The organism is Paracidovorax avenae ATCC 19860 (assembly GCF_000176855.2).
In the GTDB taxonomy this organism is placed as follows: Bacteria; Pseudomonadota; Gammaproteobacteria; order Burkholderiales; family Burkholderiaceae_C; genus Paracidovorax; species Paracidovorax avenae.
Genome location: NC_015138.1, coordinates 1,321,104 through 1,345,528, shown reverse-complemented (window position 1 = coordinate 1,345,528; position 24,425 = coordinate 1,321,104). Strand labels below are relative to the sequence as shown.

The window sequence follows — 24,425 nt, the reverse complement described above, 5'->3', positions numbered from 1 at the left end:
TCACCTGCTATCGTCCTTGGGCCGGCACGCTGCCCCGGCTCCCCGGGCACGCCTGCGTCACCAGCGCTTGCCTGTCTGCTTTTCCAGCAATGGCCGTACCCGGGCGGAAATCGCCTCCCGGGCACGGAATATCCTCGATCGCACCGTTCCTATGGGGCACTGCATCACCTCGGCGATTTCCTCATAGGTCAGGCCTTCGATCTCGCGCAGCGTGACCGCCTGGCGCAGATCCTCCGGCAACGCTTCCATGGCCGTGTTGACCGCAGCGGCGATCTCCTGCGCGGCCATCACGGTTTCCGGCGTTTCGTCGGTGGTTAGTTCGTGTCCGATACGGGAAGTTTCATCCTCGTCTTCTCCGCCGCGCAATGCGTTCTCGGAAATGACGGGATTGCGCTTGATGTCCATCAAGGCCTTCTTCGCCGTGTTGACCGCGATGCGGTAGAGCCAGGTGTAGAACTGCGCTTCCCCGCGGAACTGGTGCAGTGCACGGTAGGCGCGCAGGAAGGTTTCCTGGGCGATGTCCTGCACCAGGTCCGAGTCGCGCACCATGCGGCCGATGAGGCGTTCGATGCGGCGCTGGTATTTCACGACCAGCAGCCCGTAGGCCCGCTGGTCGCCGGACACGGTGCGCTCCACGAGCTGGAGGTCGCTGTCGGCAGGGGAAGGCGGGGGCAGGGAAGCGTTCATGTATTCGTGAGCTCACGCATCGAAGCGATGAGCAGGGGGCATCGTCGGCCCCTGGGCTGCGGGCTCCCGTCTGGGGCGCGAATATACCGCACGGCGGAGCGCGGCCCATCCGGCGGCATGGCGGCCCGGCTCGAGGCCCAGCCATGCCCGCCGGCCATCCTGGCCCACGAGGCGAACCAGCAGGAACCGCTGCAGGTCCAGCGCGACCTCCAGCCGCCCGCATACCGGGGGATGCGCCCTGCCACGGTCCAGGGACCACAGCAGTCCATCCCAGGCCAGAACTCCGGACGGCCACCGGGACACCGCATGCCAGCCCTGCAGCAGGATCAAGCCCCACAGCATCAGCCCGCAGGCGGCAGTTCGGGCGGACCCGCTACTTCCGAGGAGTGCCCATGCCGAACACGCCATGAAGCCCGCGAGACCGGCTCCGAGCACCCAGCTGCGCACCCGGTGCCCCGCGCCTGCGGGATGGCGGAGTACCGGGGCGAGGAACTCCTCCTGCGCGGAATCGGCCATGGATGCAGGCGCCTCGGAGCCGTGACGGCGGTGCAGCCGTCAGATGCGCCGGAAGACCAGCGTGCCGTTGGTGCCGCCGAAGCCGAAATTGTTCTTCACCGCGATATCCATCTTCATGTCTCGCGCAGTGTTGGCGCAGTAGTCCAGATCGCACTCCGGATCCTGCTCGAAGATGTTGATCGTGGGAGGCACCTTCTGGTCATGCAGCGCCAGCACGGTGAACACGCTCTCGATGCCGCCGGCACCGCCGAGCAGGTGGCCGGTCATCGACTTCGTCGAGCTCACCACCATGTTCCGGGCATGGTCGCCCAGCGCCGCCTTGATGGCATTGGTCTCGTTCAGATCGCCCAGGGGCGTCGAGGTGCCATGTGCGTTCAGGTAATCGACCTCGTCGGCATTGATGCCGGCATTGCGCAAGGCCGACAGCATGGCGCGCCGCGGGCCGTCCATGCTGGGAGCGGTCATGTGGCCGGCGTCCGCGCTCATGCCGTAGCCGGATAGCTCGGCATAGATCTTCGCGCCGCGGGCCTTCGCATGCTCGTACTCTTCCAGCACCAGCACGCCGGCCCCCTCGCCCAGCACGAAGCCGTCGCGGTCCTTGTCCCACGGACGGGATGCCGTGGCGGGATCGTCGTTGCGCGTGGACAGCGCACGCATGGCAGCGAACCCTCCCACGCCCAGGGGCGAGACCGTGGATTCCGTGCCGCCCGCGACGATCACGTCGGCGTCGCCGTACTCGATCTTGCGGGCACCCTCACCGATGCAGTGCAGGCCCGTGGTGCAGGCGGTGACCACCGAGAGATTCGGCCCCTTGAAGCCGAAGCGCATGGAAACATGCCCCGCCACCATGTTGATGATGGACGCGGGAACGAAGAAGGGAGTGATGCGGCGCGGGCCGCGGTTCTCCAGTTCCGCATGCGTGTTCTCGATCAGCGGCAGGCCGCCGATGCCCGAGCCGATGATGCAGCCGATCCGGGTGGCCAGCTCCTCGTCCAGGGCTTCGCCCACAGGCAGGCCCGCATCGCGCACGGCCTGCTCCGCCGCGGCGATGCCGTAGTGGATGAAGCTGTCCATCGTGCGCGCATCCTTGGCGCTGATATAGGCATTCAGGTCGAAATCCTTGACCTCGCCGGCAATCCTGCAGGCAAAGTTCGAAGCATCGAACTTGGTGATGAGGCCAATGCCGGATTGACCGGCAAGGATTTGGGCCCAGGCTTCCGCCACCGTGTTACCGACGGGGCTGACGCAACCCAGGCCGGTCACGACGACGCGACGACGGCTCATGCGCTAAGACTCTTTCGTGCTGATACCGGACCGCAGGGCGATCCGAGGGGAAGGCGAGACCGCAGGCTCAGGCCTTCTGGTGGGTGTTCGCGTAGTCGATGGCGTTCTGGACCGTCGTGATCTTCTCTGCGTCTTCGTCAGGGATCTCGATGCCGAACTCGTCTTCCAGCGCCATCACCAGCTCCACCGTGTCGAGCGAGTCGGCACCCAGGTCGGCCACGAAAGCCTTTTCATTGGTGACTTGCGACTCTTCCACGCCGAGTTGCTCGGCGATGATTTTTTTGACACGTGCTTCGATATCGCTCATGGTTTCCCTTTGGGGGTTGTGAATGAATCCGCGATTCTAGCCGTATCGGGATATACCTCGAAATGGCTCGCCGGGCGGAACAACCGGCGTCAACTTTCATCAATTACATGTACATGCCGCCATTGACATGCAACTCCTGGCCGGTCACATAACCCGCGTCGTCCGAAGCGAGGTAGGCGACGGCCTTGGCGATGTCCGATGGCTGGCCCATGTGGCCCAGCGGGATCTGCATCTGCAGGGCCTTGTGCTGCTCTTCGGAGAGCTCGGCGGTCATGTCCGTGCGGATGAAACCGGGAGCCACGCAGTTCACCGTGATGCCGCGGCTGCCCAGTTCGCGGGCCAGCGAGCGCGTCATCCCGGCAAGGCCTGCCTTCGCTGCAGCGTAGTTGGCCTGGCCCGGATTGCCGGAGGCGCCCACCACGCTCGTGATGTTGACGATGCGCCCGTAGCGCTGCTTCATCATCGGCCGCATCACGGCGCGGCAGGCCCGGAACACCGCCTTGAGGTTCGTGTCGAGCACGGCGTCCCAGTCATCGTCCTTCATGCGCATGGCGATCTGGTCGCGCGTGATGCCGGCGTTGTTGACCAGCACATGCAGTCCGCCCCGCTCCTTCACGATGCTGTCGATCAGTGCGTCCAGCGCCGCGGCGTCGTTCACGTCGAGGGCGGCGCCACGGCAGCCTGCATGCGCGGACAGCGCCTGGGTGATGCGTTGCGCGCCGTCTTCGGTAGTTGCCGTGCCGATGACGCGGAAGCCCCGCGCCGCCAGTTCGGCGGCGATGGCGGCACCGATGCCGCGGGAGGCACCCGTCACCAGGGCGATGCGGGCGGTGTTGTCGGAAGAATTCGAAAGGGTCATGGAGTCTCTCCGGGCAGCCGTCTCAGGCCAGCAGTTCGCGGGTTTCCTGCAGGGATGCGGGGTCGTACACGGAACCGGCTACCAGGGTCGCGTCGATGCGCTTGGCCATGCCCGTGAGCACCTTGCCGGGGCCGCACTCGATCACGTGGGTGGCACCCAGCGCCTTGAGCGCACCGATGCACTCCACCCACCGCACGGGGCCGAAGGCCTGGCGGTAGAGTGCATCGCGGATCGCGTCCGCATCCTGCACCACGGCCACGTCGATGTTGTTGACCACGGGGATGCGGGGAGCGGCCAGGGACAGGCCGGCCAGTGCCTCGCGCAGCTTCTCGGCGGCCGGCCTCATGAGGCTGGAGTGGAACGGCGCGGACACGGGCAGGGGCAATGCGCGCTTGGCACCCGCCGCCTTGAGCATTTCGCAGGCCTTCTCGACGCCCGCCTTGGTACCGGCGATGACGGTCTGGGCCGGGTCGTTGAAGTTCACCGCCTCGACGACGTCCGTGCTGCCCACCCCGAAGGCGGCGGTGGCCTGGGCGCAGCCCTCGATCACCTTCGCGGATTCGAGCCCGAGGATGGCGGCCATGGCCCCCATGCCCACGGGCACGGCCTCCTGCATGGCGGAAGCGCGCAGCCGCACCAGCGGAGCCGCCTGCGACAGCGTGAGCACGCCGGAGGCCACCAGGGCGGAATATTCGCCCAGGGAGTGGCCGGCCACCGCGGCAGGCTGCGCGCCGCCTTCCGCGAGCCAGACGCGCCAGGCCGCCACGCCGGCGACCAGCATCACGGGCTGGGTGTTGGTGGTCAGCGCCAGGGCTTCCTTGGGGCCTTCATGGATCAGGCGGCCGATGTCCTCGCCGAGCGCGTCGGAGGCCTCCTGGACGGCTTCGGCCACGGCGGGATGGCCGCCCCAGGCGTCGAGCATGCCGACGGATTGCGAACCCTGTCCGGGAAAGACGAATGCGAAGTTCTTCGTGGTCATGAAAGGAAATTCAGGTCATGCGAGGTACCGGGCCCGCGCTTCGGCGCAGGCCACGGCAGTCCTCAGAGCGTGAGCAGCACGGCGCCCCAGGTGAAGCCGCCCCCCACGCCTTCGAGCAGCAGGTTCTGGCCGGGACGGGCCTGCCCGGTGCGCACTGCGTGGTCGAGGGCCAGGGGAATGGATGCGGCCGACGTGTTGCCGTGCTGGTCCACCGTGACCACCACCTTGTCCATCGGCAGTCCCAGCTTCCTGGCCGTGCCCTGCATGATGCGGATGTTGGCCTGGTGGGGAATCAGCCAGTCCACGTCCGACTCCTTCAGGCCGGCCTTGTCCAGCACGGCGCGGGCTGCCTTGTCGAGCACGCCCACGGCCAGCTTGAACACCGCCTGGCCATCCATCTTGAGCAGCGGGTCGCCGAGGATCTCGCCGCCATACACGTTGCCCGGCACGCACAGGATGCCGACGTGCCTGCCATCCGCATGCAGGTCGCTCGCGAGGATGCCAGGCGTCTCGGAGGCCTCCAGGACCACCGCACCCGCACCGTCGCCGAACAGCACGCAGGTGGTGCGGTCGTTGAAGTCGAGCAGCCGGCTAAACACTTCGGAACCCACGACGAGGGCGCGGCGGGCGCCGCCCGAGCGGATCATGGAATCCGCCACCGCCAGCGCATAGATGAATCCGCTGCACACCGCCTGCACGTCGAATGCGGGGCAGCCATTGGCTCCCAGCTTGTTCTGGAGGATGCACGCAGTGGAGGGAAAGACCATGTCCGGCGTGGACGTGGCTACGATGATGAGGTCGATGTCCGCAGGCTGCACGCCCGCGGCATCCAGCGCCTGCCGCGCCGCCTCCAGCCCCAGATCGCTGCTGCACACGTCCCGCTCGGCGAAATGCCGGGCGCGGATGCCCGTGCGCTCCACGATCCACTGGTCCGAGGTCTCAACGCCCCGCCCGGCCAGTTCGGCCACGAGGTCGGCGTTGGTCAGACGGCGCGGGGGCAGGCTGCTGCCGGTGCCTGTGATGCGGGAATAACGGCTCATTCATTGGGGCCCAAAACGGTCCGTCAGGGCGACGGCTGCGCGGCGGCGGGCCCCAGCAGGGGCGCGGCATGCGCAACCCGCGAACGGACTCGATCGAGCAGGTTGTTGCGGGCCGCATCATACGCGCGGATCAAAGCCTGCTCGAACGCCAATATGTCAGCGGACCCGTGGCTCTTGAAGACAAGCCCCCGCAGCCCCAGCAGTGCCGCCCCGTTGTAACGGCGGTGGTCCATGCGCCGCATCAGCGCAGATAGCACCGGATAGGCCACAACTGCCGCGATTTTCGTGAAGATGCCGCGTTTGAACTCCTGCTTGAGCGCGCCGACGATCATCGATGCGACGCCCTCGCTGGCCTTGAGCGCCACGTTGCCCACGAAGCCATCACACACGACGATGTCCACGGTGCCCTTGAATATGTCATTGCCTTCCACGTTGCCATAGAAGTTCAGGTCACCGGATTCGGACGCGGAACGCAACAGCTCGCCGGTGCGCTTGATGACTTCATTGCCCTTGATGACCTCTTCGCCAATGTTGAGCAGGCCGACCGCGGGCTCTTCCGTTCCCTCGTGCAGCGCCGACACCAGGGCCGCGCCCATGACAGCGAACTGCAGCAGATGCTCGGCGCTGCAATCCACGTTGGCGCCCAGGTCCAGCACGGTGGTCGCACCGCCCCGGGCATTGGGCATCTGGGTGGCGATGGCGGGCCGGTCGATGCCATCCAGGGTCTTCAGGAGGTAGCGCGCAATCGCCATCAGCGCGCCGGTATTGCCCGCCGATACGGCGACCTGGGCTGCACCGTCCTTCACCTGCTGGATCGCCACGCGCATGGAAGAGTCCTTCTTGCGGCGCAGGGCCACCTCCACGGGGTCGTCCATCGAGACGACCTCGCTGGCCGGGACGATCTGGGCGCGCTCGTGCGCGAACCCGCCCAGGCTCTCGGGCTGGCCCACCAGCAGCAAGCGCGCCTGCCGATGGTGTTCGAGGAATTGGCGGCAGGCCGCCAGTGTGACGCGGGGGCCGTGATCGCCCCCCATGCAGTCGACAGCCAGTGTGATCATGGGCGACTCGCCGGATCGCACGCGAGCGGGATCCGGAAAAAAGAAGCAGCAGACAAAACAAAGGCCCGCGCTACCGCATGTGTAGCAGCGGGCCTCGGCGCGCGGGCGAAGATCAGGCTTCGGACTTGTTCTTCAGCACCTGGCGGCCACGGTAGAAGCCGTTGGGGCTGATGTGGTGGCGCAGGTGGGTTTCGCCGGTGGTGGGCTCGACAGCGATGCCGGGCACGTTCAGGGCGTTGTGCGAACGGTGCATGCCGCGCTTGGAGGGGGACTTTTTGTTCTGTTGAACAGCCATGGTGGCTCCTGGTCTTGAAAGGGTGGGTTGGTAAAAACGCGATCAGCCCATTGAAGACACGAGGGGATTCGCGCGAAGCCCATGATTATAGCCCAAATGGTTTTTCACCCCCCGGGCTTGCCGGTCTTGAGGGAGGCGAGTGCAGCAAAGGGGTTCGGTTTGTCCGCGCTGGCCTCCTCGAAATCCTCATCGCTGGAGGCCATCCGCACGGACGAAGGACATTCGTCGTGCCGCGGCACGAGCGGCAGTGCCATGAGGAGCTCGTCCTCGATCAGTTCGCGCAGGTTGAATTCGCGGCTCAGGGCCAGCAGGTCTTCCTCGCTCTCGTCGTCGAGCGCCTCGGCCGTGGCCTCGTCGGCGACGAACCGGAACTCGCGATCGACCTCCAGGGGGACGTCCACCGGCCCGAGGCAGCGTTGGCAGGTCATGGGGAAAGCAGCGCGCACGCGCAGCCGCAGCCATACCTGGCCGCCGATGCCGTGCGTGGTCCGCACTTCGCCGTCGGCCGTCCAGTCCACGAGCAGGTCGGGGTGCAGCCCTTTGGCCTCCTGGGCCAGCCGCTCGTATTTCAGGAGCGAATCATGGCCGGACAGATGACCGCCCGCCTGCGCGAATGCCTTGACGTCGAGGCGCTGGGGAGAGAATTCCTTGGTCATGGCGGCAGTGTAAGAGAATCGCCGCCATGTCTGCCCCCGCCTCCCCTCTCCGCCCGCTGGTACTGGGCTCCACCTCCCGCTACCGGCGCGAACTGCTCGCCCGGCTGGGAGTGCCTTTCGATGTTTCCGCGCCCGATGTGGACGAAACCCCTCAACCCGGCGAGTCGCCACGCGATCTGGCCCTGCGGCTCGCGCAGGCCAAGGCGCGCGATGTGGCACGGCGCCATCCCGACGCGGTCGTCATCGGCTCCGACCAGGTGGCGGACCTGTCCGGAACCCCGCTGGGCAAGCCGGGCACCCATGAGCGGGCCGTGGCCCAGCTGCAGCGCATGCGCGGCCGGACCGTGGTGTTCCAGACGGCCGTGACCGTGGCCTGCGCCGCCACGGGTTTCGAGGCCACCGATCTCGCGCCGGTGGAAGTGCGCTTCCGGGATCTCTCCGATGCAGAGATCGAGCGCTACCTGCGCGCCGAGCAGCCCTATGACTGCGCAGGCAGCGCCAAGAGCGAAGGCCTGGGCATCAGCCTGCTGGACGCCATCGTGAGCGACGATCCCACGGCGCTGGTGGGCCTGCCGCTGATCCGCACCTGCCGCATGCTGCGCGACGCGGGCCTGGTACTGCCATGACGGAGCAGGCCCGCCCTCCCCTGCCGCCCGGTGCGGCCGGCACGCCCCGCGGCACGCTGTACCTCGTCCCGGCACCTCTGGATTTCGGGTGCGATGAGCAGGCGCCGCTGGAGGATGCCCTTCCCGCAGGCACCCTGCGAAAGGCGGCAGGCATCACCCACTGGATCTGCGAGAACGCGAAGAGCACGCGCGCCTACCTCAAGCGCATCGATGCACTCCATCCGCTGGCGGCGCCGCTGCAGGGCCAGTCCATCACCGAATTGCCCCGCGAGGTCCACAAGAAGGGGGACCACCAGGGCGCTCCCGGCGGTGCGGCCGGCTTCGATGCCAGCCCGTTGCTGGCTGCGGCGATGGCGGGCCACGACATGGGGCTGGTCAGCGAGGCCGGGATGCCCGCCGTGGCGGACCCCGGCAGCTCGGTGGTGCGCGCAGCCCATGACCTGGGCGTGCGCGTGGAGCCGCTCACCGGCCCCGTCTCGGTGCTGCTCGCCCTGGCGGCCAGCGGCCTCAACGGCCAGAATTTCGCGTTCAACGGCTACCTGCCGCAGGATGCGGCCCAGCGCGCGCAGCGCATCCGGGAACTGGAGGCGCTGGCGCTGCGACAGGGGCAGACACAGCTGTTCATCGAAACACCCTATCGCAACCCCGCGCTGTGGCAGGCCCTGGTCAAGACACTGCAGCCCCACACCCGGCTGGCATTCGCCAGCGGCCTGACCCTGGCCAGCGCCCGCACGGCCAGCCAGCTCGTGCGCCACTGGCGCCAGCAGCCGGAGATGCTGGACAGCCGCACGCCCGTCGTGTTCGCCATTGGGCGGTGATCTCCGGCGGGAACGAAAAAGAGGCGCCGCGGCGCCTCTTTTCTTGCTGAAAGCGAACCCGCCTGTTCAGCGCACTGCCGGCAGGCTGGCACCCAGGGCGCGGATGGCGGTTTCACCCATGGCGGCGCCGAACTTCTTCACCAGGCGCTCTGCCACGTTGTCCCGGCGCGTGTAGTCGATGATGTCCTCGGCCTTGACGACCTCGCGGGCCACGTAGTCAAGGTTGCCCAGGTGGTCGGCCAGCCCCATGTCGACGGCCTGCTGGCCCGTCCAGAACAGGCCGCTGAACGTATCCGCCGTGGGCTTGAGGCGATCGCCCCGCCCCTTCTGGACCACGTGAATGAACTGCTGGTGGATCTGGTCGAGCATGGCCTGCGCATAGGTGCGCTGCTTCTCGGACATCGGGCTGAACGGATCGAGGAAACCCTTGTTCTCGCCCGCCGTCAGCAGGCGGCGCTCCACGCCGAGCTTTTCCATGGTGCCGGTGAAGCCGAAGCCGTCCATCAGCACGCCGATGCTGCCCACGATGCTGGCCTTGTCCACGAAGATCTGGTCGGCGCCGGCTGCGATGTAATAGGCGGCAGATGCGCAGGTTTCCTCGACCACCGCATAGACCGGCTTGTTGTACTTGGCCTTGAGCCGGATGATCTCGTCGTTGATGATGCCGGCCTGCACGGGGCTGCCGCCAGGGGAGTTGATGAGCAGCACCACGGCCTGGGAGCCGGAGTCCTCGAAGGCGCTGCGCATGGCGGCGACCACGAATTCCGCGCTCGCCTCGGCACCGGATGCGATCTCGCCCTTGATGTCCACCACGGCGGTGTGGGGCGTGCTTTTGCTGGGCGCCGCAACGTCGCGCGCAAGCAACACCCAGGCCACGGCGACCAGGAAAACCAGCCACGCCATGCGGGTGAAAACACGCCAGCGGCGCGCGGAGCGCTGTTCGGAAAGGGTGGCGAAGACGAGCTTTTCCAGCACCTCACGCTCCCAGCCGGGGGGCCTGTCGGCCGCGGTCGGGGTGTCTTTCGCTATTTTTTCAGGAGCACTCTGGGCCCACAGGTCAGGCGTGGGCGACGGATCAGCTTCCAGGCCGGAGGGTTCTTTCCGGGTCGGATCGGTCATGGGATGTCTCAGAATTCCACGGGTTGCAACTGGGAGCCAGTATGCCAGCGCACCACTCCGGACTCTTCCGAAATTGCGATCTTCACCAGTCCGCCACGGCAGGGGCCGCCCGCACAGGCGCCGGTATCGGGACGGTAGGCCGCGCCATGCGAGGCGCAGAGCAGCCAGTGCCCCGTGTCATCGAAGAAGCGGTTGGGCTGCCAATCCATCTCCATGGGCACATGGGTGCACTGGTTCAGGTAGGCATGGACCTGCCCCTGGTAGCGGATGGCGAAGGCACGGCAGGACTGTCCGGCCCACACGACATCGAATGGAACGGCATCGCCGCCCTCCCGCAGCGCATCGCTCGGGCACAGGGGAATGGCCGGTCCCGGGGTGTCGGTCATGGTCGGTCCTACAGCAGCGCGCCGGGCAATCAGCCGTTGCGCACCAGCCAGTCGTGCAGATCGGCCACGGAATGGGCGACGTGCAGCGGCTCCAGCGCATGGAATCCGGAGGGCTCGTGCGCTCCGTAGCTCACTCCCACGCTGGCGCAGCCGGCCGAGCGGGCCATCTGCAGGTCGTGGGTGGTGTCGCCGATCATCAGCAGCCGCTCGGGCGGCACGCCGAACTCCGCCATCAGCTCCTGCAGCATCAGGGGATGCGGCTTGCTGGCGGTCTCATCGGCCGTCCGGGATCCATCGAACATGCCCCGCAGCGAGACCGAGTGCAGGACTTCGTCGAGCCCCCGGCGGCTCTTGCCGGTGGCCACGGCCAGCAGGTGGCCGGCTGCGCGCAGGTCTTCCAGCATTGGCAACACCCCCTCGAAGAGGCTCAGGTCGTTCTGGTGGCGCGCGTAGTGGTAGCCGTAGCGGCTGCGCAGTTCCGCATGCCTTTCGCGCGGCACGTGGGGTGCGGCATGCGCCAGCGCCTCCATCAGCCCCATGCCGATCACCCAGGCGGCGTCGCGGTCGCTGGGCACCTGCCCGCCCACGTCGCGCACGGCATCCTGGATGCAGCGCACGATGATGGCGGTGGAGTCGAAGAGGGTCCCATCCCAGTCGAAGGCGATGAGATCGAAGCGGCGGGCACGGGTGGCGGACATGGGGCGGCGGGCGTCAGGTGGGAGCGGGAGCGGCGGGCAGGAAGCCGGACAGATCCGCCGGCAGTTCGGCATGCAGTTCGACGCGCTCGCCGCTGGCGGGGTGGCTGAACTGTAACCGCCATGCATGCAGGAACATGCGGCGCAGGCCGTGCTTCTGGACGCGGCGGTTCAGATCGAAGTCGCCATATTTGTCATCGCCCAGGATCGGGTGGCCCCGGCTGGCCAGGTGGACCCGGATCTGGTGGGTGCGGCCGGTCTTGATCGTCACTTCCAGCAGCGCCATGGCGGGCAGCCCCTCGGCCGGCCGCGCCGGTATGCGGCTGCGCACTTTCACGAGGGTGATGGAGCGCATGCCGTCGGGATCGTCTTCCGTGGTCACGCGCACGCGGCGCTCGCCGTCGACCTGCAGGTACTTGTGCAGGGGGGCGTCGATGACCTTCAGGCGCTCCGGCCACTCGCCCGACACGAGGGCCAGATAGGTCTTGCCGGTTTCGCGCTCGCGGAACTGGTCCTGCAGGTGCGTGAGCGCCGAACGCTTCTTGGCCACGAGCAGGATGCCCGAGGTTTCCCGGTCCAGGCGATGCACCAGTTCCAGGAAGCGGGCCTGCGGGCGTGCCTGGCGCAATTGCTCGATGACGCCGAAGCTCACGCCGCTGCCACCATGCACGGCCACGCCGGCGGGCTTGTCCAGGGCGATCAGGTGCTCGTCCTCCAGCAGCAGGGGGAACTCCCTGGCCGGCGCGGGCCGCTCCGCCCTGGCAGCCACCTTGTCGGAAATGCGCACGGGCGGCACACGGACCACGTCTCCGGCCTCGATGCGGGTGTCGGCCGCGGCCCGCCCCTTGTTGATGCGGACCTCGCCGCTGCGGATGATGCGATAGACGTGCGTCTTGGGCACGCCCTTGAGCTCACGTATCAGAAAGTTATCCAGCCGCTGTCCCGCGGACTCGGCATCGACCTCCACCCAGCGCACGGCCACGGCACCCGGTTCGGAGTCGGCGGGGGGACGGCCGGGTGCCGGTTTGGCCCCTATAATGTGTTTCACCTGTGCGACGTTGTGTAAGTGGTTGATTTGCCTGGAGTTTAGTCCACCCGATCCGACACGCCGTACAGGAAGGTCGATGCCAACGGGCGTCGTGCGCGCAGATTGCAGGCCGATTGCCTGCGAAGGCCCGCATGCCACCCGGCCCGGCTGACAAATTGAAACACCCAAACGGAATCCCCAACCGGCAGGCCGCCTCTCCACGGAGATCGCCCCTGCCGCGGATCAAAGCGAAAAACATGCTGGCGCTGATGGCTTGGATCATGGCACTGTGGCAGGGGCACAAGCCCCTGGCGCGAGCCGTCCGCATGCCCGACGTGCCCGCATGGCGCGCCCTGCCGGCGACATTCTTCCCGGCCAGGAAGCGCGCTTCCTTCATCGCCCCCATCCACGCCCCACCACCCCGGCTGCCGAGCTAGTCAACAGCTTCGCGGCCGCCTGGCTTTCAGCGGCAATTCCCTTCGTTTCAGTGCGTCGGCCCCTGGCATCCATGGCTCCTGAAGAGCCTGTGTCAACGGTTGAACCCGGGACGCATGCAGCCCCTGTGCTGCGCGGCGTCCCGCACCCATACGAAGAAGGAAACGCATCATGAAGCGGATGCTCATCAATGCCACGCAGCCTGAAGAACGGCGCCTCGCCATCGTGGACGGCCAGAAGCTGCTGGACTACGAGATCGAGATCGAGGGACGCGAACAACGCAAGGGCAACATCTACAAGGCGGTCGTCACCCGTGTCGAGCCCAGCCTGGAAGCCTGCTTCGTGGATTACGGCGAGGACCGCCACGGCTTCCTGCCCTTCAAGGAAATCTCCCGCCAGTATTTCGCCGAGGGCGTCTCGCCCAGCCAGGCCCGCATCAACGACGTGATCCGCGAAGGCCAGGAACTGCTGGTCCAGGTCGAGAAGGAAGAACGCGGCAACAAGGGCGCGGCCCTGACCACCTTCGTGTCGCTGGCCGGCCGCTACGTGGTGCTGATGCCCAACAACCCGCGCGGCGGCGGCGTGTCGCGCCGCATCGAGGGCGAGGACCGTGCCGAGCTCAAGGAGGCGATGGACCAGCTCGAGTACCCGAAGGGCATGAGCATCATCGCGCGCACCGCCGGCATCGGCCGCTCGGCGCCCGAGCTGCAATGGGACCTGAACTACCTGCTCAAGCTCTGGACCGCCATCGACGGCGCCGCCAGGGGCGGCAAGGGCGCCTTCCTGATCTACCAGGAGTCGTCGCTGGTGATCCGCGCGATCCGCGACTACTTCAACAACGACATCGGCGACATCCTCATCGATACGGACGACATCTATGAACAGGCGCAGCAGTTCATGTCGCACGTCATGCCCGAGCATGCCGCCAAGGTCAAGCGCTACCGCGACGACGCGGCGCTGTTCAGCCGCTTCCAGATCGAGCACCAGATCGAGTCCGCCTACGCCCGCACGGTGACCCTGCCCTCCGGCGGCGCCATCGTGATCGACCACACGGAAGCGCTGGTGTCCGTGGACGTGAACTCGGCCCGCGCCATCAAGGGCGGCGACATCGAGGAGACCGCCACCCGCACCAACCTGGAAGCCGCCGACGAGGTGGCCCGCCAGATGCGCCTGCGCGACCTGGGCGGCCTGATCGTGATCGACTTCATCGACATGGAGGAGAGCAAGAACCGCCGCGAGGTCGAGAACCGCCTGCGCGACGCGCTGCGCCACGACCGCGCCCGCGTGCAGTTCGGCACGATCAGCAAGTTCGGCCTCATGGAAATGAGCCGCCAGCGCCTGAAGCCGTCGCTCAGCGAAGGCGCGCACATCCGCTGCCCGCGCTGCGATGGCACGGGCCACGTGCGCGACACGGAAGGCTTCTCGCTGCAGATCCTGCGCATGATCCAGGAAGAGTCCATGAAGGACAACACGGCCGCCGTGCACTGCCAGGTGCCGGTGGAAGTGGCCTCGTTCCTGCTGAACGAGAAGCGCACCGAGATCGCCAAGATCGAACTCAAGCAGCGCGTGAGCGTGCTCATGGTACCCAACAAGACCATGGAGACGCCCAAGTACAAGCTCGAGCGCCTCAAGCACGACGACCCGCGACTGGACCACATCGCCGCGAGCTACAAGCTGGCCGAGGAGATGGAAGACCCGACCACGGTGACGCGCCGCTCCCAGGAGCCGACGAACAAGCAGACCCCCGTGATCAAGGGTGTGCTGCCCGATGCGCCCGCCCCGATCGCCGAGCCGCGCCCCGAAACGCCGCGCACGGCAGGCCCACGCAACGGCTCGCACGCGGCCGCCGCGCCCGCCCCGGCACAGGCGCCTGCACCGGCCCCCGCTCCGGCACCGGCGGCACCGCAGGAACAGGGCTTCTTCGCATGGCTCAAGAGCCTCTTCGGCTTCGGACCGAGCACCGCTCCGGCACCGGTGTCCGCACCGGTGCCGGCGCCGGCTCCCGCGCCTGCCGCCGATGCCCCGCGTGACGGACGCCGTGGAGGCCGGCGCGGCGGACGCGACGGCAACGGTGGCGGCCGTGACGGGCAGCGCGAGAACGGTGGCGCGGAAGGCCGCGGACGCCGTGGCGAGCGCGGAGAGCGCCCTGAGCGCGCCGAAGGCGAAGCGCCGCGCAACGGCCGGGGTCCACGCGATTCCGAGGGCCGCGAAGGCCGGCCGGCGCGAGAACGCGACCGCGACCGCGAAGGCGGGCGCGAGAACGGACGCGATGCATCCGTTCGCGCCGAAGGAGATTACGCGCCCCGCAATGGCCGCGAAGGCCGTGAAGGCGGCCGCGGCCGCCGGGAGGCCGGTGACGCTCCGCGCCAGCAGCCGCTGGGCACGGACGCCGGCATGGCGGCGGCCCAGGACGTCGGCATCGACGGCCAGGGCGCCGCACCGCAGGAGCGCGGCGAACGGGGTCCTCGCAACGGCGAGCGCCGGGAGCGCCGTGAACGCGGCGGCGACCGCCGTCCGCGCGGGGAGGAAGGCCAGGCCGAGTTCGTGGATACGTCCCCGATGGCCTCGTTGCCCGATCTGGACCTGACCGGCGGCGAAGCCGGCGGCCCGGCCGCGGGCTCCGCCTCGGGCGAGGAGCCGCGCCGCGAGCGCCGGTCGCGCGACCGCTACGGACGCGACCGCCGGGAGCGCACACCGCGCGAAGGCGCCGAAGCGGAATCCGCACCGGTGGACGAATCCACCACGGCGCAGGCCGTGCAGGAGGTGGCTGGCGAAGGAGCTGCCCAGGAAGCGCCGCGCCGCAGCTACTTCAGCCAGGGCGGCAGCGCACCGGCGCCCATCGCCGCGACGGCGGCTTCCGAAGCAGCGCCGCACGGCCAGGCCCCTGCAGAACCTGCGCAGGCCCCGGCCAGCATCCCGGCGGCAGCGCCGGCACCTGCAGTCGCCGCCGTGACCCCAGCGCCAGCGCCCGCCCCGGTCGCCACGCCAGCGCCTGCGCCGGCCGCGGCAGCCGCCGTGCCGGGACTGCCACGCGTGCAGGCCTTCCAGCTGCCGGTGGAGGAGCTGAACCGCATCGCCGAAAGTTCGGGCCTGCAATGGGTGAACTCCGATGCGGAGAAGATCGCCGCCGCCCAGGCAGCGATCGCCGCGGAGCCCCGCCCGGTGCACGTGCCTCGCGAGCGGCCCCCGGCCGTCGTGCTGGATGAAGGTCCGCTGGTGCTGGTGGAGACCCGCCGCGACCTGCGCGACCTGAAGCTGCCGTTCGAACAGCAGCCTTCGTCCGTCGCCTGACGGACCCGGACGGCCGGCGGCGCCATGTGCATGGCGCCGCCGGCCGTCCGCATTTTTACGCACCATCCGTTCGCCCCGAGGGAATCCGCACCGATGCTGTTCCTGCTGTCTCCCGCCAAATCCCTGGATTACGACACCCCGCTGCCGCCAGGGCTGGCCCACACCCTTCCCCCTTTCATTCCCGAATCCACGCAGCTCATCGGCGTGCTGCGCGAGAAGTCTCCGCAGGAACTCGCGTCCCTGATGGATATCAGCGACGCGCTGGCCGGGCTCAATGCCGCACGCTATGCCGCATGGTCGCCGCGGTTCACGGCCGGCAACGCCCGCCAGGCGCTCTTCGCGTTCAACGGCGATGTCTATGAGGGCCTGGATGCCCGGAGCCTGGACGGCGACGGATTGCGCTGGGCACAGGACCATGTCGCCATCCTGAGCGGCCTCTACGGCGTGCTGCGCCCCCTCGACCGGATGCAGCCTTACCGCCTGGAGATGGGCACGCGGCTGGCCACCGAGGCTGGTGCCAATCTCTACCGGTTCTGGGGCAAGCGCATCGCAGAGCACCTGAACCAGCGCCTCGCGGCCGACGCCACGCCGGTGGTGGTGAACCTCGCCTCCCAGGAATACTTCAAATCCGTGGACACCGCCGTGCTGAAGGCCCGCGTGATCGAATGCGTGTTCGAGGACTGGAAGGCAGGCCGCTACAAGATCATCAGCTTCCATGCCAAGCGCGCCCGCGGGCTGATGGCGCGCTATGCCATCCAGCACCGCGTGGTGGCGCCCCGCCAGCTGGAAGGGTTCGATCTCGAAGGCTATGCGTTCGACGCGTCCGCCTCGGCGCAGGACCGCCTCGTCTTCCGCCGCCGGGACGCCGGCTGAGGCACGCCCTAAAAACCGCACTCCGCGGCCGTGTTTGGCACGGGGGTTAACGTACCCGGTTGCCGATGGCTGCATCCCCACCCACTTTCCCGACCGAACACATGTCCGCCAACCGCCCCGTTGCAGCGCGCGCCGACACGGACGCCGCCCTCTCCCAATCCATCACGCCGGAACTGCGCACCTGGATCGTCGCGCAGGCGCAGGCCGGCTTCGGTGCGCCCGCCGTGCTGCAATCCATGCTCGACGCGGGCTGGAGCGAGGAGGTGGCCACCTATGCGATGGAACACGTGCTGCGCGAGCACCTGGACACGCTGGCGGTGCAGCAGGGCCATCCAGCAGCCTCGCGCGTGCCCGAGCCGGACCTGGCGGAATCCCCCGGCAGCATCGACGTCGGCGACCGCCGCGTGGACGTGCTCATGGCCATGGCCCAGCCGCGCGTGGTGCTGTTCGGCAACCTGCTGTCGCCGGAGGAATGCGACGCCATCATCGATGCGGCCCGCCCCCGCATGGCCCGGTCGCTCACCGTCGCCACGCGCACGGGCGGCGAGGAAGTCAACGACGACCGCACCAGCAACGGCATGTTCTTCCAGCGCGAGGAAAACCCCATGGTGGCCAAGCTGGAGGCGCGCATCGCCCGGCTGGTGAACTGGCCCCTGGAAAACGGCGAGGGCCTGCAGGTGCTGCACTACCGGCCCGGCGCCGAATACAAGCCCCACTACGACTATTTCGACCCCACGGAGCCCGGCACGCCGACCATCCTGCGCCGGGGCGGGCAGCGGGTGGCCACGATCGTCATCTACCTCAACGATCCGGAAAAGGGCGGTGGCACCACCTTCCCCGACGTGCATCTGGAGGTGGCTCCACGCCGCGGGAACGCGGTGTTCTTCAGCTACGAGCGCCCCCACCCTTCCACGCGCACGCTCCATGGCGGAGCCCCTGTCGTCGCCGGCGACAAGTGGATCGCCACGAAGTGGCTGCGCGAACGGCGCTTCGAATGACGCCGGCGGACACACCATGAATACTCCCGACCAATCCCAGCTGGGCCGCGTCTCCGGCTACGCCGACCAGTACGACGCCTCGCTGCTGTTCCCCCTGCCCCGCCAGCCCAAGCGCGACGAGATCGGCGTGACGGGCGCCCCGCCCTTTTTCGGGGCGGACCTGTGGACCGCCTTCGAGCTGTCATGGCTGAACCTGCGCGGCAAGCCGCAGGTCGCGCTCGCGCACATCACCGTGCCCTGCGAGACGCCCAACATCATCGAGAGCAAGTCGTTCAAGCTCTACCTGAACAGCTTCAACAACACGCGATTCGCGGATGCCGCGGAAGTGCAGGCGCGCATCCGGACGGACATCAGCGAGGCTGCGTGGCGCGGTTCGGACCGCCAGGCGACCGTGGGCGTGAAACTGGTGCTGCCCGAGATGTTCGACCGCGAGCCCGTGCAGGAACTCGACGGCCTGCTGCTGGACCGCCTGGACGTGGAGTGCACGCACTACACCCCCGCCCCGGAGTTGCTGCATGCGAACCACGGCGAAGCCCCCGTCACGGAAACGCTCACCAGCCACCTGCTCAAGAGCAATTGCCTGGTGACGGGACAGCCGGACTGGGGCAGCGTGCGCATCCAGTACAGCGGGGCCCAGATCGACCAGGCCGGCCTGCTGCAGTACCTGGTCAGCTTCCGCAACCACAACGAGTTCCACGAACAGTGCGTGGAGCGCATCTTCATGGACCTGTGGACGCGCTGCCGCCCGATCAAGCTGTCGGTGTATGCGCGCTACACCCGGCGCGGCGGGCTGGACATCAACCCGCTGCGCACGAGCCATCCCCAGGCGCTGCCGGCCAACATCCGCACGGCGCGGCAGTAGGGTCAGTCGCCGGTACGCCGCAGCTGCTCGAGCCGCGCGGCGATGGCATCGACGTCTAGCGCGTCCTCGGCATGGGCCAGATAGGTTTCGAGGTCCGACACCGCCCCTTCCGCATGGCCGAGTTCGGCCCGCGCGAGGCCGCGGTCCCGCCACTCGCCCCAGGCGTCGGGCAGCAGCAGCACCAGCCGTTCCTGCACGGCCGCGAGGCGCCCCCAGTCCTGCTGGGACCGGTGGATTTCCTTCAGGTTGCGCAGCATGCGGGCGATGACCTCGCGGGCCGGGGCGGCCTGCAGGTAGAGCCCCAGGGGAACTTCGAAATCGTCCACCAGGCCGCTGCGCCGCCGGAACGGCTCCAGCCGCTCGGCCAGGTCTTCGCGGGACAGGGACTGGCCCGTGGTCGGATCCAGCACCACCTGCCCGCGCGGCAGCAGCACCTTGACCATGAAATGCCCGGGAAACGAGATGCCCCGCGCATGCAGCCCCAGCCCCTGCGCCAGCTCCATCCACAGCACGGCCAGGGAAATCGGAATGCCCCGGCGCGTGCGCAGCACGGCGTTCAGATAGCTGTTGTCCGGGTCGTAGTAGTTGTTGACGTTGCCACCGAAGCCCAGGTCGTGGAAGAAGAACTGGTTGAGCGACCGCAGCCGCTGCAGCGACGAAGCATCCTCCGGCAACCGGCGGCGCACACGCGCCAGCAACTGGTCCATGTCGCCAAGCAGCTGCTGCACGTCGAATTCGGGGTATTCGTCGTGGGCGATGCAGGCCGCGGCTTCCAGCAGGGGGAATTGTTCGTCGCTCTGCACGAGGGCGGCGAAGTATTCGAGCGGTGTCGGGAGGGAATAGCTCAGAGCCATGCCAGTGGTTGTACGGGCGTGCGCCGGGGGGCGTCAAGCAGACGCATCCCACGCATTGGTAAATTTTTTGCAGGGCTTCAGCGGCGCAGCAGTTGGCGCAGCTTCATTCCCGCCGCCCACAGCGCGCCAAAGTACAGCACCGCGGCCCCCGTCAGGAACACCGCAAGCCACCCCACGCGCTGTGCCTCGTGGGCCCGCATCGCGATCCAGTCGATGTACCGGCTGGCCCAGATCAGGAAGATCGCCAGCAGGGCGCTGGCTGCCACGACCTGCAGCAGCAGGCGCCCCCAGCCGGGCTGCGGCTGGAAGCTGCCGCGGCGCAGCAGCCCCACCAGCAGCCACGTGGCATTCACCAGCGCGCCCAGCCCGATGGACAGCGCCAGGCCCGCATGTTCCAGCGTCGGCACCAGGACGGCGTTCAGCAGCTGGGTCACGCACAGCACTGCGACCGCGATGCGCACGGGAGTGCGGATGTCCTGGCTGGCGTAGTACCCGGGAGCGAGCACCTTGATGGCGACGAGACCCAGCAACCCCACGCCATAGCCGGCGAGCGCCAGGGCGATCTGCCCCACGTCGCCATCGTGCAGTGCACCATGGTGGAACAGCGTGGCCACCAGCGGCTGCGCGAAGGTGAGCAGGGCCACGGCGCACGGCACGGACAGCACCACCACGATGCGCAGGCCCCAGTCCAGCATGGCGGAATAGCGCTGCGCGTCACCGGCGGCACGGGCGGCCGCCAGCTGCGGCGTGAGCACCACGCCCAGGGCGACGCCCAGCAGCGAGGTGGGGAACTCCATCAGGCGGTCCGCGTAGAACAGCCAGGTGACGCTGCCCGGAGCCAGGTAGGACGCGATCTGCGTGTTGATCATCAGGGAGATCTGCGCCACGCCCACGCCCAGCAGCGCCGGCCCCATGAGCGTGAGGATGCGCCGCACCCCCGGCGCCTGCCAGGCGGTCCGGACCGCGCCAGGAGTCATGCCGATGCGCGGCAGCAGCCGGAGGCGATGGAGCGCCGGCAATTGCACGGCCAGTTGCGCGATCCCGCCCAGCATCACCCCTCCCGCCATGGCGTAGATGGGCTCGATGCCGCGGGCGGCCAGTTGCGGCGCGCCCAGCCACGCGGCGAGGATCATGCAGAGGTTGAGCAGCACCGGCGTGGCCGCCGGCACGGCGAAGCGCTTCCAGGTATTGAGCACGCCGGCGGACAGTGCCACCAGCGACATGAAGCCGATGTAGGGGAACATCCAGCGCGTCATCAGCACGGCCGCGCCGTAGCCCTCGGGGTTCTGCCGCAGGCCGCTGGCCAGCAGCCAGACCAGCAGCGGCGCGCCCAGCACGCCCGCCAGGCAGGTGAACAGCAGCACCCAGAAGAGCGCGGTGGCCACGCTCGATACCAGCGCGCGCGTGGAGTCCTCGCCATGCTGCGCCCGGTGCGTGGCCAGCACGGGCACGAAGGCCTGGCTGAATGCCCCTTCGGCGAAGAGGCGGCGGAACAGGTTGGGAATGCGGAAGGCGACGTTGAAGGCGTCGGTGAGGGCGCTCGCGCCGAACATCGATGCCATGAGCAGATCGCGCGCCAGCCCCGTCACGCGGGAGGCCAGGGTCAGCAGGGAGACGGTGGAGGCGGCTTTGAACAGGGACACGGGCAGGAGTGTATGCGCTGCGCACCGTGGCCCGCCGCCCCGCGGCAGGGGCCGGTGAAGGGCCCCGCGGCGGCGTGGGCTATAATCGCCGGCTTTGCTGACATCATCCTCAGACACCTAAGGAACACATCATGGCATCTGCCAAGCCCAAGAAAAAGAACCCCCGCCTCGCCTCCGGCCGCAAGCGCGCGCGCCAGGACGTGAAGCTGAACGCAGCCAACACCTCGCTGCGCTCGAAGTACCGTACCGCCGTCAAGAACGTCGAGAAGGCCGTTCTGGCCGGCGACAAGACGAAGGCCTCCGAACTGTTCGCGAAGATGCAGTCCGTGGTCGATACGATCGCCGACAAGGGCATCTTCCACAAGAACAAGGCCGCTCGCGACAAGAGCCGCCTGTCCGCCAAGGTGAAAGCCCTGGCACTGGCCGCCTGACCCTCTTCAGGCAAAACAGCCCGGGTGGCCTTGCCGCCCGCCGTTTGCAACGGGTGCGCTGTCAGCAGGAAAACGGAAAACCGCCTTCGGGCGGTTTTTTCGTTTCCGGCCCCTGCCGCCGGCAGCGTCGGTTGCGCATTGCCCACTGTATTGATACCCCCAATACCACGAGCTGGGAAAATGAAGCTTGATTTTCGCCAAGGTTTTCACTTTGATGGGAGAATCCCGCTTCCAAAAATTCCCGTTCTCCGGTAGCACCGCCCGGCCTGCCCCTTCCTGACGGCAGGCTTTTTCGCTCGCTGCCTTCGTGCTCCATGAAAAAGACGATCAAAGCCTTGTCCGGCACCCTGCTGGTGCTCGCCCTGGCCGCTGTACTGTTCCTGTACTGGCCCCTCTTCCCCCGCTCCGTCCCCCCCGCCGAAAACGACCAGCCCATCGATGTCGCGATGGTCGGCGCAGGCACCATGAGCACCACGCTGGCCACCTACCTGCAGGAACTGCAGCCCGACTGGAAGATCCAGGTCTTCGAGCGCCTGGACGGCGTGGCCCTGGAAAGCTCCAATGGCTGGAACAACGCAGGCACGGGGCATTCGGGCTTCGCGGAACTGAACTACACACCGCAGCTTCCCGACGGATCCATCGAAACCAAACGCGCAGTGGGCATCGCCGAGCAGTTCGAGGTGTCGCGCCAGTTCTGGGCGCACCAGATCGGCCGGGGCGCCATGCAGGCGCCGGGCACCTTCATCAACCCGACGCCCCACATGAGCTTCGTCTGGGGCGACGACAACATCGCCTACCTGCGCAAGCGCCACGCCGCACTGGTGCGCAATCCGCTCTTCTACGGCATGCAGTACTCGGAGGACCAGGCCCAGATCCGGAAGTGGGCTCCGCTGATGATCGAGGGCCGCGATCCTGCCCAGAAGGTGGCCGCCACCTACATGCCCCTGGGTACCGACGTGAACTACGGCGCGGTGACGAACCAGCTCATGGCGGGCCTGCGCAAGAGCCCGAACTTCACGCTGAGCCTGCAGCAGGAAGTGCGCGCGCTGCGCCAGAACGCCGACAAGACCTGGAACGTGACCGTGGCCCAGCTGGCCGAGGGCGGCAAGGAAAAGACCATCAAGGCCCGCTTCGTCTTCGTGGGCGCTGGCGGCGCGGCCCTCAAGCTGCTGCAGGCATCGGGCATTCCCGAGTCGAAGAACTACGCAGGTTTCCCCGTGGGCGGGCAGTTCCTCGCCACAGAGAACCCCGAGTTGACCGCGCGGCATGACGTGAAGGCGTACGGCATCGCCTCGACCGGCTCCCCGCCGATGTCGGTCCCGCACATGGACGCCCGCAACCTGGACGGCAAGCCGGTCGTGCTCTTCGGCCCCTTCGCACTGGCCACCACGAAGTTCCTCAAGAACGGCTCCTGGTTCGACCTGTTCTCCTCCGTCACGCACGACAACCTCGTGGGTATGCTGCGCGTGGGCATCCATAACCTGGACCTGGTGAAGTACCTGCTGCAGCAGGCGGAACTTACCGACGAAGACCGCTACAAGGAACTGCAGGCCTACTTCCCGCAGGCCAGGCGCGAGGACTGGCGCCTGATCACAGCGGGGCAGCGCGTGCAGGTGATCAAGCGCGACCCGGAAAAAGGCGCGGTGCTGCAGTTCGGCACGGAAGTCGTGACGGATGCCGACGGAACCATCGCGGCCCTGATGGGCGCCTCTCCTGGCGCATCGACGGCGCCCTACATCATGCTGAACCTGATGGCCAAGGCGTTTCCCCGGCAGATGACGGACGCCGGCTGGAAGCCACGCCTGCAGCAGATCATCCCGTCGTATGGCCGCAAGATCAACGACAGCCCGGCCACGACCAACGAGATCCGGCGCATGACCAGCACGGCCCTGCACCTGCCCTACCTGGATGTTCCGGCCGACCTCGCTCCGTCCGCCACGCAGCCGGCAGCGCCCGCCGCTGCGGCACCTGCGGCACCGGCATCGGCCGCTCCGCGGGTCCTGAACAAGGACATGCAGGCACTCTGAGCTCGACGCTCCGGTGCCGTACCCGGCCGCGCTGAATGGCTTCCGCCGTCAGCGCGGTTTTTTTATGGATGGTGAGAGTGGCTGCCAGCGGCAGAGGAATGAAGACGCGGACGCCGACCCGGTGGCCGGCAGCCGTGCCCGGAGCACAGCGCGGCGGGCAAAGAAAAGCGCTCAGGCCTTGCCGGGAGCGGGGTTGCCGTCCGGCAGCAGGCAGGCCTCGGCCACCTGCAGGCCGTTGTCGCGCGCGAAGTTCATGACGAAATCCCAGGCCATGGGTTCATGCGTCTGCAGGTCGCGGTGGACCACCACGCACTTCACGCCATTCATGGTGGTGGGCACGCACCAGGGGGAATAGCTCAGGTGGCTGCCCGGCCGGGCGCCGCCGGGCCGGAACTGGCCCATGACGCCCGCCAAGCGCTCGGCCCAGTCGCTGGGGCGGAAGGTTTTCCCGTCGTGGGTGATGCCTTGGATGAAGACTTCTTTCGAGTTGGGGGAAACCATGGGGGATCGGGGGGTCGTGGAGGGAAGTCGCCGCAGGATCGCCGCCAGGCGCTACTGACCAGTATTCTAACTCTTATATAAGAGCTACCCACCCCAAAGACCCTGGCGATCCCGGCGGCTCGCATGGCTGTGATGCGCAATCGGCAATGGCGACGTCA

General features: G+C 67.9%; 26 protein-coding genes. 8 read left to right on the top strand and 18 right to left on the bottom strand.

Annotation, left to right across the window (positions count from 1 at the left end):
- Positions 1–57: 57 nt before the first annotated feature.
- The 10 genes from rpoE to ACAV_RS05835 all read right to left on the bottom strand — a co-directional run bounded on the left by rpoE (position 58) and on the right by ACAV_RS05835 (position 7,681).
- The gene (gene rpoE, locus ACAV_RS05880; protein WP_013593661.1) at positions 58–687 is read right to left on the bottom strand and encodes an RNA polymerase sigma factor RpoE; all 630 of its coding nucleotides are present in this window, start codon (positions 685–687) and stop codon (positions 58–60) included.
- A 12-nt stretch (positions 688–699) separates the two neighbouring features.
- Positions 700–1,203: a hypothetical protein gene (locus ACAV_RS05875; protein ID WP_013593660.1), complete on the bottom strand. Its 504-nt coding sequence runs from the start codon at positions 1,201–1,203 to the stop codon at positions 700–702.
- A 39-nt stretch (positions 1,204–1,242) separates the two neighbouring features.
- A complete protein-coding gene (fabF, locus tag ACAV_RS05870) occupies positions 1,243–2,487 on the bottom strand; it encodes a beta-ketoacyl-ACP synthase II (RefSeq protein WP_013593659.1) in 1,245 nt (414 codons plus the stop codon).
- Positions 2,488–2,554: 67 nt separating this feature from the next.
- The gene (gene acpP, locus ACAV_RS05865) at positions 2,555–2,794 is read right to left on the bottom strand and encodes an acyl carrier protein (RefSeq protein ID WP_003058049.1); all 240 of its coding nucleotides are present in this window, start codon (positions 2,792–2,794) and stop codon (positions 2,555–2,557) included.
- A gap of 103 nt (positions 2,795–2,897) precedes the next feature.
- Positions 2,898–3,653: a 3-oxoacyl-ACP reductase FabG gene (gene fabG, locus ACAV_RS05860; RefSeq protein WP_013593658.1), complete on the bottom strand. Its 756-nt coding sequence runs from the start codon at positions 3,651–3,653 to the stop codon at positions 2,898–2,900.
- A gap of 22 nt (positions 3,654–3,675) precedes the next feature.
- On the bottom strand, positions 3,676–4,632 hold the full coding sequence (gene fabD, locus ACAV_RS05855) for an ACP S-malonyltransferase (protein WP_013593657.1): 957 nt from the start codon (positions 4,630–4,632) through the stop codon (positions 3,676–3,678).
- Between the two features lie 62 nt (positions 4,633–4,694).
- Positions 4,695–5,672 carry a beta-ketoacyl-ACP synthase III gene (locus tag ACAV_RS05850; RefSeq protein ID WP_013593656.1) on the bottom strand — a complete coding sequence of 326 codons (978 nt, stop codon included), beginning with the start codon at positions 5,670–5,672 and terminating at the stop codon, positions 4,695–4,697.
- Between the two features lie 23 nt (positions 5,673–5,695).
- Positions 5,696–6,730, bottom strand: a complete 1,035-nt coding sequence (gene plsX, locus ACAV_RS05845; protein WP_013593655.1) for a phosphate acyltransferase PlsX — start codon at positions 6,728–6,730, stop codon at positions 5,696–5,698.
- A 112-nt stretch (positions 6,731–6,842) separates the two neighbouring features.
- A complete protein-coding gene (gene rpmF, locus ACAV_RS05840) occupies positions 6,843–7,025 on the bottom strand; it encodes a 50S ribosomal protein L32 (protein WP_005794249.1) in 183 nt (60 codons plus the stop codon).
- 104 nt (positions 7,026–7,129) lie between these two features.
- A complete protein-coding gene (locus tag ACAV_RS05835) occupies positions 7,130–7,681 on the bottom strand; it encodes a YceD family protein (RefSeq protein ID WP_013593654.1) in 552 nt (183 codons plus the stop codon).
- A gap of 26 nt (positions 7,682–7,707) precedes the next feature.
- Between ACAV_RS05835 and ACAV_RS05830 the strand changes: the two genes are divergently transcribed.
- The gene (locus tag ACAV_RS05830) at positions 7,708–8,307 is read left to right on the top strand and encodes a Maf family protein (protein ID WP_013593653.1); all 600 of its coding nucleotides are present in this window, start codon (positions 7,708–7,710) and stop codon (positions 8,305–8,307) included.
- The gene (locus ACAV_RS05825; protein ID WP_013593652.1) at positions 8,304–9,125 is read left to right on the top strand and encodes an SAM-dependent methyltransferase; all 822 of its coding nucleotides are present in this window, start codon (positions 8,304–8,306) and stop codon (positions 9,123–9,125) included. Before ACAV_RS05830 ends, ACAV_RS05825 begins: the two co-directional genes overlap by 4 nt.
- Positions 9,126–9,191: 66 nt before the next feature.
- On the opposite strand, the gene ACAV_RS05820 is transcribed toward ACAV_RS05825, so the two are convergent.
- Genes ACAV_RS05820 through ACAV_RS05805 form a run of 4 tightly spaced genes read right to left on the bottom strand, consistent with a single transcriptional unit; the run spans position 9,192 to position 12,373 of the window.
- On the bottom strand, positions 9,192–10,244 hold the full coding sequence (locus ACAV_RS05820; protein WP_013593651.1) for a S49 family peptidase: 1,053 nt from the start codon (positions 10,242–10,244) through the stop codon (positions 9,192–9,194).
- A gap of 8 nt (positions 10,245–10,252) precedes the next feature.
- A complete protein-coding gene (locus tag ACAV_RS05815) occupies positions 10,253–10,630 on the bottom strand; it encodes a Rieske (2Fe-2S) protein (RefSeq protein ID WP_013593650.1) in 378 nt (125 codons plus the stop codon).
- A 29-nt stretch (positions 10,631–10,659) separates the two neighbouring features.
- Positions 10,660–11,328: an HAD family hydrolase gene (locus ACAV_RS05810; RefSeq protein ID WP_013593649.1), complete on the bottom strand. Its 669-nt coding sequence runs from the start codon at positions 11,326–11,328 to the stop codon at positions 10,660–10,662.
- A 13-nt stretch (positions 11,329–11,341) separates the two neighbouring features.
- A complete protein-coding gene (locus ACAV_RS05805) occupies positions 11,342–12,373 on the bottom strand; it encodes an RluA family pseudouridine synthase (protein WP_013593648.1) in 1,032 nt (343 codons plus the stop codon).
- Between the two features lie 585 nt (positions 12,374–12,958).
- Between ACAV_RS05805 and ACAV_RS05795 the strand changes: the two genes are divergently transcribed.
- From ACAV_RS05795 to queF, 4 genes are all read left to right on the top strand, one after another.
- Positions 12,959–16,078, top strand: a complete 3,120-nt coding sequence (locus ACAV_RS05795) for an Rne/Rng family ribonuclease (RefSeq protein ID WP_013593646.1) — start codon at positions 12,959–12,961, stop codon at positions 16,076–16,078.
- A gap of 93 nt (positions 16,079–16,171) precedes the next feature.
- Positions 16,172–16,951, top strand: a complete 780-nt coding sequence (gene yaaA, locus ACAV_RS05790; protein WP_013593645.1) for a peroxide stress protein YaaA — start codon at positions 16,172–16,174, stop codon at positions 16,949–16,951.
- A 101-nt stretch (positions 16,952–17,052) separates the two neighbouring features.
- Positions 17,053–17,949: a 2OG-Fe(II) oxygenase gene (locus tag ACAV_RS05785; RefSeq protein ID WP_013593644.1), complete on the top strand. Its 897-nt coding sequence runs from the start codon at positions 17,053–17,055 to the stop codon at positions 17,947–17,949.
- Positions 17,950–17,965: 16 nt separating this feature from the next.
- Complete coding sequence (queF, locus tag ACAV_RS05780) at positions 17,966–18,811, top strand: NADPH-dependent 7-cyano-7-deazaguanine reductase QueF (protein WP_013593643.1); 846 nt, start codon at positions 17,966–17,968, stop codon at positions 18,809–18,811.
- Positions 18,812–18,813: 2 nt separating this feature from the next.
- On the opposite strand, the gene ACAV_RS05775 is transcribed toward queF, so the two are convergent.
- Together ACAV_RS05775 and murJ are read right to left on the bottom strand one after the other, a co-directional pair.
- Entirely contained in the window at positions 18,814–19,665 is an 852-nt protein-coding gene (locus tag ACAV_RS05775) for a SirB1 family protein (protein WP_013593642.1), read from the bottom strand.
- 77 nt (positions 19,666–19,742) lie between these two features.
- Positions 19,743–21,308, bottom strand: coding sequence for a murein biosynthesis integral membrane protein MurJ (gene murJ, locus ACAV_RS05770; protein WP_013593641.1), 1,566 nt, complete (start codon positions 21,306–21,308; stop codon positions 19,743–19,745).
- Between the two features lie 131 nt (positions 21,309–21,439).
- On the opposite strand from murJ, the gene rpsT reads away from it, so the two are divergent.
- Positions 21,440–21,739: a 30S ribosomal protein S20 gene (gene rpsT, locus ACAV_RS05765; protein WP_011794312.1), complete on the top strand. Its 300-nt coding sequence runs from the start codon at positions 21,440–21,442 to the stop codon at positions 21,737–21,739.
- 61 nt (positions 21,740–21,800) lie between these two features.
- Here rpsT and ACAV_RS24500 read toward each other — a convergent pair whose 3' ends face one another.
- On the bottom strand, positions 21,801–22,070 hold the full coding sequence (locus tag ACAV_RS24500; RefSeq protein WP_157768734.1) for a hypothetical protein: 270 nt from the start codon (positions 22,068–22,070) through the stop codon (positions 21,801–21,803).
- Here ACAV_RS24500 and mqo point away from each other — a divergent pair.
- Positions 22,054–23,766: a malate dehydrogenase (quinone) gene (gene mqo, locus ACAV_RS05760; protein WP_013593640.1), complete on the top strand. Its 1,713-nt coding sequence runs from the start codon at positions 22,054–22,056 to the stop codon at positions 23,764–23,766. The genes ACAV_RS24500 and mqo overlap by 17 nt on opposite strands.
- Before the next feature lie 171 nt (positions 23,767–23,937).
- Here mqo and ACAV_RS05755 read toward each other — a convergent pair whose 3' ends face one another.
- On the bottom strand, positions 23,938–24,267 hold the full coding sequence (locus ACAV_RS05755; RefSeq protein ID WP_013593639.1) for a DUF3579 domain-containing protein: 330 nt from the start codon (positions 24,265–24,267) through the stop codon (positions 23,938–23,940).
- Between the last annotated feature and the right edge of the window lie 158 nt (positions 24,268–24,425).

Bases quoted from the DNA above. Each gene is read 5' to 3' on its own strand.
- rpoE (WP_013593661.1), bottom strand. From the start codon at position 687: ATGAACGCTTCCCTGCCCCCGCCTTCCCCTGCCGACAGCGACCTCCAG.
- ACAV_RS05875 (WP_013593660.1), bottom strand. From the start codon at position 1,203: ATGGCCGATTCCGCGCAGGAGGAGTTCCTCGCCCCGGTACTCCGCCAT.
- fabF (WP_013593659.1), bottom strand. From the start codon at position 2,487: ATGAGCCGTCGTCGCGTCGTCGTGACCGGCCTGGGTTGCGTCAGCCCC.
- acpP (WP_003058049.1), bottom strand. From the start codon at position 2,794: ATGAGCGATATCGAAGCACGTGTCAAAAAAATCATCGCCGAGCAACTC.
- fabG (WP_013593658.1), bottom strand. From the start codon at position 3,653: ATGACCCTTTCGAATTCTTCCGACAACACCGCCCGCATCGCCCTGGTG.
- fabD (WP_013593657.1), bottom strand. From the start codon at position 4,632: ATGACCACGAAGAACTTCGCATTCGTCTTTCCCGGACAGGGTTCGCAA.
- ACAV_RS05850 (WP_013593656.1), bottom strand. From the start codon at position 5,672: ATGAGCCGTTATTCCCGCATCACAGGCACCGGCAGCAGCCTGCCCCCG.
- plsX (WP_013593655.1), bottom strand. From the start codon at position 6,730: ATGATCACACTGGCTGTCGACTGCATGGGGGGCGATCACGGCCCCCGC.
- rpmF (WP_005794249.1), bottom strand. From the start codon at position 7,025: ATGGCTGTTCAACAGAACAAAAAGTCCCCCTCCAAGCGCGGCATGCAC.
- ACAV_RS05835 (WP_013593654.1), bottom strand. From the start codon at position 7,681: ATGACCAAGGAATTCTCTCCCCAGCGCCTCGACGTCAAGGCATTCGCG.
- ACAV_RS05830 (WP_013593653.1), top strand. From the start codon at position 7,708: ATGTCTGCCCCCGCCTCCCCTCTCCGCCCGCTGGTACTGGGCTCCACC.
- ACAV_RS05825 (WP_013593652.1), top strand. From the start codon at position 8,304: ATGACGGAGCAGGCCCGCCCTCCCCTGCCGCCCGGTGCGGCCGGCACG.
- ACAV_RS05820 (WP_013593651.1), bottom strand. From the start codon at position 10,244: ATGACCGATCCGACCCGGAAAGAACCCTCCGGCCTGGAAGCTGATCCG.
- ACAV_RS05815 (WP_013593650.1), bottom strand. From the start codon at position 10,630: ATGACCGACACCCCGGGACCGGCCATTCCCCTGTGCCCGAGCGATGCG.
- ACAV_RS05810 (WP_013593649.1), bottom strand. From the start codon at position 11,328: ATGTCCGCCACCCGTGCCCGCCGCTTCGATCTCATCGCCTTCGACTGG.
- ACAV_RS05795 (WP_013593646.1), top strand. From the start codon at position 12,959: ATGAAGCGGATGCTCATCAATGCCACGCAGCCTGAAGAACGGCGCCTC.
- yaaA (WP_013593645.1), top strand. From the start codon at position 16,172: ATGCTGTTCCTGCTGTCTCCCGCCAAATCCCTGGATTACGACACCCCG.
- ACAV_RS05785 (WP_013593644.1), top strand. From the start codon at position 17,053: ATGTCCGCCAACCGCCCCGTTGCAGCGCGCGCCGACACGGACGCCGCC.
- queF (WP_013593643.1), top strand. From the start codon at position 17,966: ATGAATACTCCCGACCAATCCCAGCTGGGCCGCGTCTCCGGCTACGCC.
- ACAV_RS05775 (WP_013593642.1), bottom strand. From the start codon at position 19,665: ATGGCTCTGAGCTATTCCCTCCCGACACCGCTCGAATACTTCGCCGCC.
- rpsT (WP_011794312.1), top strand. From the start codon at position 21,440: ATGGCATCTGCCAAGCCCAAGAAAAAGAACCCCCGCCTCGCCTCCGGC.
- mqo (WP_013593640.1), top strand. From the start codon at position 22,054: ATGAAAAAGACGATCAAAGCCTTGTCCGGCACCCTGCTGGTGCTCGCC.
- ACAV_RS05755 (WP_013593639.1), bottom strand. From the start codon at position 24,267: ATGGTTTCCCCCAACTCGAAAGAAGTCTTCATCCAAGGCATCACCCAC.